The sequence below is a fragment of the Helicobacter suis genome, assembly GCF_902196125.1.
Classification (GTDB): domain Bacteria; phylum Campylobacterota; class Campylobacteria; order Campylobacterales; family Helicobacteraceae; genus Helicobacter; species Helicobacter suis_B.
The window spans coordinates 52,288-64,878 of record NZ_CABIKG010000005.1 but is presented as its reverse complement, the minus strand read 5'-3'; the positions used below and the strand labels follow the sequence as shown (position 1 = coordinate 64,878).

Sequence of the window (12,591 nt, the reverse complement as noted above, 5' to 3'; positions counted from 1 at the left end):
TTGGGGCATCAACTCTTGGAGTAGAGGTTGATAGACCGCGCCTAGCTACCAAGCCTTGATGATCCCAGAATTCCCTAGCTTTAGCTATGGGGAGTATGTCAACAGGTTTGGATAGGATTGTATAGGCTGTCTCTCTCAACGGGTTTAAAACGCGCATCTTGGATTTGATAAATCAAATCCTCTTTATTAATCCCTCTTTTACTTTTAGCCCCTCCGGCTGATTGAATCATCTCTACCTCAATGGTCCCGTCTAAATCATCAGCCCCAAATTCTTGGGCTACAAGGGCTAAATTAAGCCCCAAAGTTGCCCAATAAGCTTTGATATGGGGGATATTAAATAAAACAATGCGCGCAATAGCAATAGTTTTTAAAATCTCTACCGCGCTAGGACTCTTCTCTACCTTTAAAAAATTATTATCCCGCTGATAAAGCAATGGGATAAAAGCATTAAACCCCCCCTCTTTTGCTTTTACTTTTGCTAGATCGCTTTGTGCCATTTTAAGCCGGTGCATGTGATCTAGGCGGTGTATTCTATCTTCTACATGCCCAAAAAGCATGGTTGCATTGCTCATTTTGCCCAAAGAATGCCAATAACGGTGGATTTCAATCCAACGCTTAGAACTCACCTTACCGCTACAAATGTGCTTTCTAACTGTCTCATCAAAGATTTCTGCCCCGCCCCCGGGCATAGAATCCACCCCTGCCTCTGCCATGTTTTCTAAAACTTGCTCATAGGGCTTATTAAACTTAGTACTTAAAAAATGCACCTCAGCTGCGGTCATGGCTTTTAAATGTAGCCCTACAAAACGGGCTTTAATTTCTCTAAACAGATCAAAATACCACTCATAAGTGTAATGTGGGTTGTGCGCACTCACTACATGTACTTCTTTAATGCCCCGTTTATAAGACTGATCAATTTGTTCTAAAATCTGCTCATGGCTCATCTCATAAGGGTTAGGATTTTTACGGCTAGCTGAAAAGGCGCAAAATTTACAGCTATCTTTACAAATATTGCTAGGGTTGATGTGGCGGTTGGTGTTAAAATAAACCTGATCTTGGTGTAGTTGTGTGCGGATAGTATGGGCTACTTCTGCTAGAGAATATAGATCATAGTCATAGAGTTTAACAAGTTGTGTAGGGCTTAAATCTGCCTGATTAAAAGCAAGTTGTAATAAATCCATTGTCTTCCTTGTGTTTTAGTTAGCCCCCGGTTTTATAAAAGGCGCGTTCTGAAACTTGGTTTTGTAACCCTCTTTGCCATAAATTTTTCTCAGGCTTGTTATATACAGATTGCTTTAATACTTGGCGCATTTGCTCTGGATTAGCCTGCATGATCGCCTCTTTAGCTTGGACACTATCTTGATAATACAAACAAGGGAAAATTATCCCATCAGCACTCAAGCGGATTTTATTACAGTGTTTGCAAAAATTATCATTATGCGGGGCGATGATTCCAAAACAATAGCCATCTTCTAAAGCATAAATCTTAGAGGGGCTTAAGCCTTCTTCTTTGAGTGTAATAGAGGGGTATTTTGTACAAATGGCTTGTAAAATTTGGGTTTCATTCAAACCTTTAAGTTGGCGGTTGGCATGGGTGTTTTCCATAAACTCAATGTAGCGAATCTGGGCGTTTTTGGATCTAGCAAATTCTAAAAGCTCTATAATTTCATCATCATTAATCCCCTGCAAAACAACCATGTTAAATTTTAAGCCTAAGCCCACTTTTAAGGCCGCATCAATGCCCTCTAAAACAGCCTTTAACCCATCTTTTTGAGAGATTTTAGCCACCCTTTGAGCTTTAAGAGAATCTAAGGAAATATTCACGCGCTCTAAACCGGCCTCTTTAAGGTGGTGGGCTTGTGCTTTGAGTAAAAAACCATTTGTAGTAAGCCCTAAAGAGACTTGCGGGTTATAGGCATGGATTTTTGCAATAAAGGGGGCTAAATCCTTGCGGATTAAAGGCTCGCCCCCGGTAATGCGGATTTTTCTAATGCCCTCATCAATGGCTACTTTGAGAAATTCTAACATCTTATCTAGTGGCAATAATTCTTCTCGATCAAAAAAATCCATAGGCGTGGTGGGCATACAATATTGGCATCTAAAATTACACTGCTTTGTAACAGATACCCGCAGATAATCTATTTGGCGCGCAAAGGTATCTACTAACATAAAGCACCTCCAATTTTTTGATAAAATAGCAAAACCACTCCCAATTTGCCCTGAAACCATTTAAGAGGGTACCAATCTAACATGTTAGGCTAAAAATATGGAAAATAATTTACCCTTTGATGATTTTATAAAAACTCTAAGAAAAACCAACCGCACGCTAGATTTCTTTGTGGATTGGGGTAAATGTGTAGCGCACAGGGATGGCTTTTGTCTTGCTTGTAAACATTTAAACTCTTTGCTAGGGGTAAGCCCGCAAGACCTACTGAAAAAAATCGCCCCACTATTTGATCAACACCCCCAAGCCTTCCAAATCTTGCCATTACTTTTAGCCATTAGAGACCTTTTAGAGATCGTTTTAAACCCCAGGAAGTACCACTACAAAGTTATTTAGATAGTGCTACGGGGGTTTGTGCCTTTTTAAAAGAAAGTGGACTTTTAGATATTTTAAGTTCGGGGCGTATCCACAAATTAGAGGATTTTATTTTAGGTGTTGAAGTAGGATTAGATAGGCGCGTAAAAACCGCAGTGGCTTATTAATGGAGGCACATTTAGAACAGCCTCCAAACAAGCGGGGCTAAATTTTAAAACACAAGTGAGTATAAAGAGACATCAAAAAGTTTGTTTCTGTTCAAGGGTGGCTTAATGCTAAAAATAAACTTGAGGAAGCCTATAGGAGTGTTTGTATTTATAATTTAAATCAGTTAGATAACTTAATAGGTGAATTAAGCCATGCCTAAACCCATTTTTGTAAGTAAGGATTTTAAATTCACTCTCTACCATAACGATTGCAAAGAAATTTTAGTACATATGCAAGAGTGCTTTGATTTGATCTTTGCCGATCCGCCCTATTTTCTCTCTAATAATGGCCTTACCATTGAAAGCGGTCAAATTGTGAGTGTGAATAAAGGCAGTTGGGATCAACTAGAGGGAATTGATCAAATCCATGCGTTTAATTTAGAATGGCTTAATCTAGCCAAGCACGCGCTTAAACCCAGTGGCTCTATTTTAATTAGCGCTACCCAGCATAATCTCTTTTCTTTAGGACTAGCCTTGCAAACTCTAGGTTTTAAACTCTTAAATACAATCACTTGGCATAAAAGCAATCCCCCACCTAATTTTTCTTGCCGTACTCTAGTGCATGCTAGTGAGCAGATTTTATGGGCTAGAAAAAGCCCTAAACATGCTCATATCTTTAACTATGAGCGCATGAAAGCGTTAAATCAAGGTAAACAAATGCGCGATGTGTGGACTTTGCCCTCCATTGCATCTTTTGAAAAGAAATGTGGCAAGCACCCAACCCAAAAACCCTTAAATCTGCTTTTGCGCCTGCTTTTAATGGCTAGCAACAAGGAAAGTCTCATTGGCGATCCTTTTAGTGGATCGAGCAGTACAGGCATTGCGGCTAATCTTTTGGGGCGATCTTTTGTGGGTATGGAGCAAGAAAAGGCTTTTATTGATCTTTCTATCCGGCGCAAAGAGGATTTAGATACGCGTTTTAGCGAATTTAAAAAATATGCACAAAAAATAGGGATAATAGATTAATGGAAAAAATAGAGATTGCTTGTGTGATTTTAACCGGAGGCAAAAGCGCGCGCATGCAAGTTCAAGGAAAACAACAAGATAAGGCTTTGCTTCCCTTTGGCACTTATCCTAGTCTTTTAGCCTACCAACATGCCAAAATGGCGCATCTTTTTAATCAAGTTTATATCAGCGCTAAAAAACCCTACGCACTCCAAGCCAATTATATTTTAGATGAAAGAATCGATCTTTTCAGCCCTTTACTTGGGGTTTATAGCGCTCTTAAAATGCTTAAGCAAAGTATTTTTATTCTCCCAGTAGATATGCCCCTTGTTAAAGAAGAAACTATTTTAAAACTCTGTAATAATGCTAATAAAGCAAGTGTGATCTATGCTAAAAGTGCACGGACATTTTATTTAATCGGGTGTTGGCAACCTAGCATGTTAGAGGTTTTACAACACTTACAGATTAATACGCCCATGTACCAAATCCTCACACAGGGTTTAGCCCTAGAGGTAGAAGAGAGTTTAGAGTTTAGTAACTGCAACACTTATACAGATTACCAAAACGCCCTAGCGCATGTAAAGGATAGCCATGACAGATGAGGAAAAAACCGAACTCCCTTCAGCTAAAAAGATAGAAAAAGCCCGCGAGGAGGGCAATGTTGCTAAAAGTATTGAGGTTTTAGGGTTTTTAGGATTATTAGCTGGCTTTGGGGGGGTTTTTGCTCTTTTTAAATTTTGGTTAGATGGCTTTGAAAGCATGTTTAGGCAGTCTTTGCGTTATATAGCCCTAGATTTCACGCCCCATAATTTGCATGTTCTTGCGCTGCAATTACTCAAAGATATTTTATGGATTTTATTACCCATTCTTTGTTTGCTAGCTTTAGTGGCGTTTTTATCTAATGTGTTGCAATTTGGCTTTTTATTTAGCCCTAAGGCCGTTGCGCCTAAATTGATGAAAATTAATCCCATTCATGGCTTTAAAAATCTCTTTAGTTTCAAACGGCTTTTAGAGGGGCTACTCATCACGGCTAAGGTTTGTATTGCCTTTGTTTTAGGTTTTGTGCTGGTGTATTCATTTATAGATGAGTTAGGCGGAGTGGCGCGGTTTAACTTTAAAGATCAAGCGCTGTGGTTTAGGGGAAAGGCTTTAGAACTCATCGCTAGTTTGTTATTTTTATTTTTAATCACCTCTTTATTAGATTTTTTACTCAAACGCAGGCAATATATCCAGTCCTTAAAGATGAGTAAGCAAGAGATCAAAGATGAATACAGACAACAAGAGGGTAACCCTGAAATGAAGGCTAAGATCAAACAGCTCATGCTTAAAAACTCCATGAGTAAGATGATGGCAGCTATTCCTAGTGCTAATGTTGTGGTAACTAATCCTACCCACTATGCTATTGCCCTGCGCTTTGAGGAAAAAGATCCGGCTCCGGTGGTGGTGGCTAAGGGCATTGATCACTTAGCTATCCGTATTAAAGGCATTGCTAGAGAACATGGGGTAGAAATTATAGAAAATCCCCAATTAGCCCGTGAACTTTATAAAGAGGTAGATGTAGATGAGGTGATTCCTAAGGTGTTGTTTGAAGCGGTGGCAATTGTCTTTGCCCAAGTTGCCCATATTGAACAGATGCGCAAAAAGCAACAAAGTACCTAAACTAAAGACATTAATTTTTAAAAGCACAACTTAATACTCCCTATTCACCGCTAAAGCTAGATTGCTACTAAAGTTAAAGAGATAAACGATAAAGCTTTTTGCGTTCTGAAGAGCTAGCGATGTTTAAAAGTTTGCGGTACTTTGTAATGGTGCGGCGAACCATTTTTAGCCTAAATTTTTGTTCTACTAGTTTTAAGATTTGTAAATCGCTCATGGGTTGTTGGTGATCTTCATTTTTAATCAGTTCTAAAAGAAATTCTTTAATAGAGGCATTAGAAATATCCCCCTCTAAGGCGGTGGTAAAAAAGCTTTTAATCGGGAAAACTCCCCGCGAGCATGCTAGATACTTATTAGAAATTGCCCTAGAGATCGTGCTAGCTGAATAGCCAAATTCATTAGCAATATCTACCAAACGCATAGGTTTAATGGCCTTCCCTTTAAAAAAATCGTATTGATACTCCACTAACATTAAGCCAATTTTTTGGATAGTTTGCCGGCGCATTTGCAAAGCATCTACTAAATCCCTAGCTTCTTTAAGTTTTTCACGCAAATAGGCATGGTTTTCCCGGATATGTTTTTCCTCTATCAGCACCTTTGGATAATAACTATCATTAAGTTGTACATAAATGCCCCCCTCTTGTTCAAGCACTAAAATATCCGGAATAACTGGGGGTAGATTTTCTTTAAAATCTAGGGCGGGAGGGTTTTTAAAAGAAGTGATGATTTGCATAGCCTTTGTATAATGGGATAAGTGGCTAAAATTTTTATGATCTTCTAGGTTGTGGATAATTTTGACACAAAGATCATAAATAGAGGCGTCTAGTTCATCGTGGTGATCTAGCTGGAATAAAAAACTCTCCTGTACATTGCACGCGCCAATACCCGGGGGGTCTAAATAAGCAAATCGTTGGCGCACACTTTCATAGGTTTGGGTACTCACCCCTAAATGGGTGGCTTGTAATGTGCTATTGCCCTCAAAATACCCCTCGCTATTTAGATTATCTATAATGTCATTAGCAATTTGTACTGATAGAGGTGTTGGGAAGAGAGGGGGGAGAATTTGTTCATGCAAGCTTTCATACAGGGTTTTAGAGTAGGTGCTTAACATCTCTATTTTAGTGCCCAAAGCATTTTTTAAAGAATAAGAGCGGCGCGCTTTAGATTTAAACGCGCTAAAATCCTCCTGTAAACCGCTTTGCACATGTACAAAGGGATTATCCTTAGCACAGGTTTGCAAAGTTTGCTCAAGCTCTAAGGGATCGCTTTGTAAAATGGGTAACCAGCTTTTAAGAGTTGCAGAAAGTTTATTTTTAGGCGAAGGTCTGGCGCGTAAAGAGCCCATCTTAAGCCTTAAAATGCTCGCCTAAATAATATTTACGCACTAAGGCATTTTCATAAATCTGGGCGCTATTGCCACTAGCTAGCAAAGTACCGCTTTTAATCACATACGCGCGGTGGCACACGCTTAAAGTTTCGCGTACATTGTGATCGGTGATGAGTACCCCTATTTTTCTCTCCACTAAATGCTCAATGATCTTTTGAATATCTAGTACAGCAATGGGATCAACCCCCGCAAAAGGCTCATCTAGTAAAATAAATTTGGGGTTTTTAATCAACGCCCTAGCAATTTCTACCCGCCGCCGCTCCCCTCCGCTTAAAGACATGCCCCTTCGATCTTTAATCCCTTGAATATTAAAGGCCTCTAACATTTCCTCAATCTTAGAAGAAGCCTCTTTAGAGGTTTTAAAGGTGGTTTGGGCTGCTAGCATTAAATTATCTTGTACGCTTAAATCTTTAAAAATACTAGACTCTTGGGGCAAATAGCCTATGCCCATGTTAGATCGCTGATGCAAAGGGTAATTTGAAAGGTCTTGATCGTTTAAATACACCTTGCCTCCGCTTGGCTGTAACAAACCACAAATCATATAAAAGGTTGTGGTTTTACCCGCACCATTGGGGCCTAATAAACCCACCACCTGCCCGCTTTCTACTTCTAAAGAAACATCAAAGACGATCTTTGTTTTCTTAATTTGTTTGCTTAGATTTTCCGCTCTTAATTTATCCATGTCTTAACTTATAATGGCATGTGTGTTGTGTACGCTTTAAACTCAAAATAAAAGGATCAAATCCAAAAGAGTGCAATAAAGAATATAGAGCCTCCCCTCCCCACTCAATAAAATGCACTCCGGGTAATTCTAAATTTTCTAAAATGCCTAGAGTGAATAATTCCTCTACTTTTTTAAGGTAAAAATCATAATGGTAGATACAAAGAGTGGGGGATTGATAGACATGTAAAAGAGTAAAAGTAGGCGAAGTGGCTAGAGGGGCGTTTAAGGCTTTGCAATAATGCTGGATTAAAGTCGTCTTGCCACTGGCTAGATCGCCTTGTAATAAAAAAATACAGGGAAGAGATTGGGTGTACTCCCCTAAAGCTAGTACAACCTGATTGATTTGATCTAAATTAGCCTGCATGTCTAACATTAACTATCTTCAACCTCACAATCTGTAGTGCCCAAATTCTCCTGCATGGCTTTCATGAGGTCTTGGTGATCTTGCATAAATGCATGGCTAATCTCTGCTTCTGGCTTAGCTTGCACTTTAATAGCTTCTATTTTAACTTCTTTACCATAGAATTTTTGTATACATGGTTCGATCAAACTATGGTAATGTTGCTTAAAAATCTTTTTAGCCGGCTCATCTGCGCTAGAATGCCACCTTAAAACGCCCCCAGAAAAAGAGTGGAATGTAATAAATTGCTCAAAGACTTTACCTAGTTCTTGGTTATCTTGGTAGAGTTGTTTAGTGAGTTGTACAAATAATTCTTGTGGGCTAGGTTGGGGGGGTGGTGTTGTTAAAGATATGTTGATCTCTTGCATACTAGATTGCATTTTAAGGGCGCTAAGTGCTAGTACAAATCCGCCATCTGCTCCCCAGTATAAAAGCTCTCTAGCCTTAGCTAAAATCTCAATAAAGAGGCCGGATAATTTTAAAGAAAAACGACCCTGCAAAACCGCCTCTTTTAAAAAAACCCCCATTTCTTCTAAGACCATAGAAATTTCATACTCTTCTAACGCTTTTAACATGTCTTTTACAATATCTTCTTTACACTCCACTATAGCCTTAAAAAAATCCTCTAAAATCTGTGTATCTACCATGCCAAGCATTTGGCTTACACCCTGCGTACTAATATGCTGGTTGGTATAACTAATGGCCTGATCGCTTAATGTTAAAGTGTCTCGTAAACTCCCCCCCCCACTTCTAGCCAAAATCTCTAAAGCATCTGGCTCATAAGAGATCCCCTCTTGATCTAAAATAGATTTAAGGCGTTGTACAATGGCTTTAGGGGCAATTTTTTTGAAATGAAAATGTTGGGTACGGCTTAAAATAGTGGCGGGTAATTTATGCGGATCGGTGGTGGCTAAAATAAATTTGACATGGGCGGGGGGTTCTTCTAAGGTTTTTAATAGCGCATTAAATGCCTCTTTAGTAAGCATATGGGCTTCATCAATCATAAAAATCTTAAAACGACCCAAACTAGGCTTATACTTGGTTTGTTCAATAATATTGCGTACATCTTCAATGCGCCGGTTAGACGCGCCATCTATTTCTATAATATCTAAATGGCGATCTTTAAGAGCATCTAAGCAATTTAAACAGCTATCACAAGGCATGCTACTAGGTCCCTTTTCACATTGCAAAGCCCGCGCAAAAATGCGTGCTGTACTGGTTTTACCACTCCCGCGCAAACCGCTAAATAAATAAGCATGGGCTAAGCGCGCGTGATCAAGAGCTAGGCTTAAAGTGTGAGAAACACTTTCTTGTCCGATTAAATCCTTAAAATGCTTAGGGCGGTATTTAAGCGCAAGAGTCAAGGGCACACCTTTAGGATTAATGCAACATTATAGCCTAAACGGGTTTCTCAAACAAGTTATGCTAAAATCAGCGTATTTTTTAAAATTTAAGGAGATCAGGTGGGTTATTTATTTTTAGCGGTGATGCTAGGTGTGCAGCTTACTTTTGCAGCTGCTTTGCCCCCTATTAAAGGTAGGGCTTTAGCGCTAACTAGCCATCCTTTAGCAGATAAAATTGGGCAAAAAGTCTTAGATGAGGGCGGTAATGCCATTGATGCGGCGGTGGCTATTGGTTATGCTTTAGCAGTAGTACACCCAGCAGCAGGCAATATCGGCGGGGGTGGGTTTGCGCTAATTCATTTGGCTAATGGGGAAAATATCAGCCTAGATTTTCGCGAAAAAGCGCCTATGAAGGCTAGTAAAAACATGTATTTAGATAAAAACGGAAAAGTGATTCCTAATCTAAGCACAGATGGCTATTTATCCGCAGGGGTACCGGGTACTGTGGCAGGTTTAAGTGCGATGCTTGAGAAATATGGCACGCGTAAACTAGCAACTTTGATAGAACCAGCAATAGAGCTAGCCCAAAATGGTTTTAGGCTTACAGAAAGACAAGGGCAGACGATTTTAGAGGCAAAGCCGCGTCTCTCTAAGTATGCTAGTAGCCGTAAATACTTTTTAAAAAAAGGAATGGTGTCTTATAAGGCTGGGGATTTACTGATACAAAAAGATTTAGCTAAAACCCTCACCCTTATTAAAGATCAAGGTCCCTCTGCCTTTTATCGCGGGAAAATAGCCGATCTCATTGTAGAGGATATGCGCAAAAATGGGGGGATCATCACTAAGAAAGATTTAGCTAGCTATAAAGTGATATGGCGCAAACCGGTAGTGGGTACTTATAGGGGTTATAAAATCATCTCTATGGGACCGCCTAGTTCGGGGGGCACACATCTAATTGAAATTTTAAACACAATGGAAAATGCCAATATCCATGATTTAGGCTTTGGTTCGAGTCAGACAATTCATATCATGGCTGAGGCTGAGCGCCAAGCTTATGCGGATCGATCAGTTTACATGGGCGATCCAGACTTTATGAATATCCCGCTTGAAAAGCTCACCAGTAAAGCCTATGCTAAAAAAATCTATGAAAATATCAAACCTAATAAGGCCACACCTAGTACACAAGTCCACCCGGGTTTAGGCCAACTCCATGAAGGGCAAAACACCACCCACTATTCAGTAGCTGATAAATGGGGAAATGCGGTGAGTGTTACCTACACGATTAATGCCTCTTATGGGAGTGCAGCAGCCATTAATAAAGCAGGCTTTTTACTCAACGATGAAATGGATGATTTTTCTATCAAGGCAGGTACGCCAAATCTCTACGGGGTTATAGGCGGAGATGCCAATGCCATAGAGCCTAATAAGCGCCCTCTTAGTTCTATGTCGCCAACTATTGTGCTTAAAAATAATAAAGTCTTTATGGTAGTGGGCAGTCCGGGCGGGGCGCGTATCATCACTACAGTACTACAGGTGATTAGTAATGTCATTGATCATGGCATGAATATCTCGCAGGCTGTGGGGGCTGCGCGTTTTCATATGCAGTGGCTACCTGATGAAATCCGAACTGAACCCTTTGGAATGGTAAAAGATGTAGAGGATAATTTAAAGAAGATGGGTTATAAGGTTGTGGTTAAACCGGTGATGGGAGATGTAAATGCTATTGTCATTGATTCTAAAAGCCACATCATGTATGGGGCTCAAGATCCGCGCAAGGAATTTTAAATGCAAAACTATTTAGAAGGTTCTCTTTTAGAAGAAGTTAGGGGTAAGGCTTGTGTTTTACAGGTACTTGAAAATAAAGAGCTAGGGCTAGTAGGGCAGGTTAGTGGATCACAAGAGGCGTTATTTATACAAAAAGATTCTTTCATGCAAAGCGAGTTACTTGCCCATGTGGGGGCTTGTGTGCTTGTTGAGGGGAAAAATGTACTTGTAGTGGGGGGGTTTGATTTAGAAATTGCCTTTGAACTTTTTAAGCATGATTTGCAGGTGGATTTTGTACAAGAGGAGTATAGAATTTTAGAAGCCCTCGCGCCCTTTTTTACACATTTCCAAGAAAGTCGCGATCACCCCCATTTTAAACACTTCAGCCAGATTTTAGATTTAGAGGTTAAAAAGTACGATCTGATCATCGCCTTAAGTCCTCTTAATGCCCACCAAATAGATGGCTTGCAACGCATGCTAAGCATGCAAGGGATTTTAATCTGTGCCTCTTACCACCCACTCTTAAAACAGCCAGATTTTAAAAGCACTTTAGAAGCATTAGCGCCTTTTTTTACAGTGATCATGCCCTTTTTTAACCCCTATTCTTTAACACCTGCTTACTTTCTCTTTGCCTCCAAACATTTCCACCCAGAAGCAGATATGATCTTACAAAAAATAGACATGCTTAAAGATCTCAGGCACTATAATGCCACGCTACACCAAGCCGCCTTTGCCCAGCCTAACTGGTTTTATCCAACCTATAAAGGGCTTTTAAAGAATTGAAACATGCCTTTGTACTCACCGGAGGGATAGCCACAGGCAAGAGCACAGCAGGCAATCTTTTAAGTTTGCATGGCTTTAGTGTGCTAGATGCAGATAAAATTGCGCATGGACTCTTTGAAGCGCATAACCAAGAAATTGCAAAGATGTTTGTAGATAAGCAAAGTATTAGCCGTCAAGAGCTCGCCCCGCTTATCTTTAGTAACCAAGAAGCCCGCGCCAAATTAGAGGCCTTTTTGCACCCTAAAATCCGTGAGCAAATGCTTAAAAACGCGCAAGAATTAGAAAAACACAAAAAACCTTATTTTTTAGATATTCCGCTTTATTATGAAATTGAGGGGGTTAAAAATTATGGGATTTCTCAGATCGTGCTTGTTTATGCACCCAGAGCCTTACAAATAAAACGACTACAAAAGCGAGATAGTCATTTAGATTTAGAGCAGATAGAAAAGCGCTTAAGTGCCCAATTAGATATAGAGTTTAAAAAATCCTTAGCTCCCTTTGTACTAGATAATTCTAAAGATCTAAAACATTTACAAGAGCAAGTAGAGATATTTATCCAAAAAAATCTGGTGAGCTAGTGCTTTTGATACACTCCCTGCACTTAAAAGCATTGATTAGAATTATCAAAGCTTGCTAGGGCTGACTTTTCCTTTAAGAGGCTAAGAAATCATAATGACTAAAATAAGGTAATAGATAGGTTTGTTTTATCCCCCTTGATATGTTTTTTGAAAGCCTCAAGTAGATTAGATAGATTGGGATTTTCTAGCTCAACACTAAATCCTCTTGTGTGTCCCCGCGTTCTGTATTGCTCTACTAGGTTATAGTAGGTTGGCATAGAATTATA

At 39.7% G+C, this 12,591-nt stretch carries 12 protein-coding genes and 1 pseudogene; 7 read left to right on the top strand and 6 right to left on the bottom strand.

Annotation, left to right across the window (positions count from 1 at the left end):
- Positions 1-98: 98 nt before the first annotated feature.
- Both mqnE and moaA read right to left on the bottom strand, forming a co-directional pair.
- The gene (gene mqnE, locus G6Q00_RS02750) at positions 99-1,181 is read right to left on the bottom strand and encodes an aminofutalosine synthase MqnE (protein ID WP_163531911.1); all 1,083 of its coding nucleotides are present in this window, start codon (positions 1,179-1,181) and stop codon (positions 99-101) included.
- Positions 1,182-1,200: 19 nt separating this feature from the next.
- Positions 1,201-2,169 carry a GTP 3',8-cyclase MoaA gene (gene moaA, locus G6Q00_RS02745; protein ID WP_163531910.1) on the bottom strand — a complete coding sequence of 323 codons (969 nt, stop codon included), beginning with the start codon at positions 2,167-2,169 and terminating at the stop codon, positions 1,201-1,203.
- A 97-nt stretch (positions 2,170-2,266) separates the two neighbouring features.
- On the opposite strand from moaA, the pseudogene G6Q00_RS08440 reads away from it, so the two are divergent.
- From G6Q00_RS08440 to flhB, 4 genes and pseudogenes are all read left to right on the top strand, one after another.
- Positions 2,267-2,706, top strand: a pseudogene (locus G6Q00_RS08440) (DpnII family type II restriction endonuclease).
- Positions 2,707-2,898: 192 nt separating this feature from the next.
- The gene (locus tag G6Q00_RS02735) at positions 2,899-3,711 is read left to right on the top strand and encodes a DNA-methyltransferase (RefSeq protein ID WP_163531909.1); all 813 of its coding nucleotides are present in this window, start codon (positions 2,899-2,901) and stop codon (positions 3,709-3,711) included.
- Positions 3,711-4,292, top strand: coding sequence for an NTP transferase domain-containing protein (locus G6Q00_RS02730; protein ID WP_163531908.1), 582 nt, complete (start codon positions 3,711-3,713; stop codon positions 4,290-4,292). Before G6Q00_RS02735 ends, G6Q00_RS02730 begins: the two co-directional genes overlap by 1 nt.
- Positions 4,282-5,349: a flagellar biosynthesis protein FlhB gene (flhB, locus tag G6Q00_RS02725; protein WP_163531907.1), complete on the top strand. Its 1,068-nt coding sequence runs from the start codon at positions 4,282-4,284 to the stop codon at positions 5,347-5,349. Before G6Q00_RS02730 ends, flhB begins: the two co-directional genes overlap by 11 nt.
- 73 nt (positions 5,350-5,422) lie before the next feature.
- Here flhB and G6Q00_RS02720 read toward each other — a convergent pair whose 3' ends face one another.
- From G6Q00_RS02720 to dnaX, 4 genes are read right to left on the bottom strand one after another with little or no spacing between them, the layout of a single operon-like run.
- Positions 5,423-6,691: an RNA polymerase factor sigma-54 gene (locus tag G6Q00_RS02720; RefSeq protein WP_163531906.1), complete on the bottom strand. Its 1,269-nt coding sequence runs from the start codon at positions 6,689-6,691 to the stop codon at positions 5,423-5,425.
- Between the two features lies 1 nt (position 6,692).
- A complete protein-coding gene (lptB, locus tag G6Q00_RS02715) occupies positions 6,693-7,415 on the bottom strand; it encodes an LPS export ABC transporter ATP-binding protein (protein ID WP_163531905.1) in 723 nt (240 codons plus the stop codon).
- Positions 7,408-7,830 carry a tRNA (adenosine(37)-N6)-threonylcarbamoyltransferase complex ATPase subunit type 1 TsaE gene (tsaE, locus tag G6Q00_RS02710; RefSeq protein WP_163531904.1) on the bottom strand — a complete coding sequence of 141 codons (423 nt, stop codon included), beginning with the start codon at positions 7,828-7,830 and terminating at the stop codon, positions 7,408-7,410. The genes lptB and tsaE overlap by 8 nt, the downstream gene beginning before the upstream one ends.
- Entirely contained in the window at positions 7,830-9,227 is a 1,398-nt protein-coding gene (gene dnaX, locus G6Q00_RS02705) for a DNA polymerase III subunit gamma/tau (RefSeq protein ID WP_240330945.1), read from the bottom strand. The genes tsaE and dnaX overlap by 1 nt, the downstream gene beginning before the upstream one ends.
- Before the next feature lie 117 nt (positions 9,228-9,344).
- Here dnaX and ggt point away from each other — a divergent pair, with 117 nt between their 5' ends.
- Genes ggt through coaE form a run of 3 tightly spaced genes read left to right on the top strand, consistent with a single transcriptional unit; the run spans position 9,345 to position 12,325 of the window.
- Positions 9,345-10,985 (top strand): gamma-glutamyltransferase, encoded by a 1,641-nt coding sequence (gene ggt, locus G6Q00_RS02700; protein WP_163531943.1) that lies wholly within the window; start codon positions 9,345-9,347, stop codon positions 10,983-10,985.
- Positions 10,986-11,747: a spermidine synthase gene (locus G6Q00_RS02695; protein ID WP_163531903.1), complete on the top strand. Its 762-nt coding sequence runs from the start codon at positions 10,986-10,988 to the stop codon at positions 11,745-11,747.
- Complete coding sequence (gene coaE / locus G6Q00_RS02690; protein WP_163531902.1) at positions 11,744-12,325, top strand: dephospho-CoA kinase; 582 nt, start codon at positions 11,744-11,746, stop codon at positions 12,323-12,325. Before G6Q00_RS02695 ends, coaE begins: the two co-directional genes overlap by 4 nt.
- Positions 12,326-12,591: the final 266 nt, after the last annotated feature.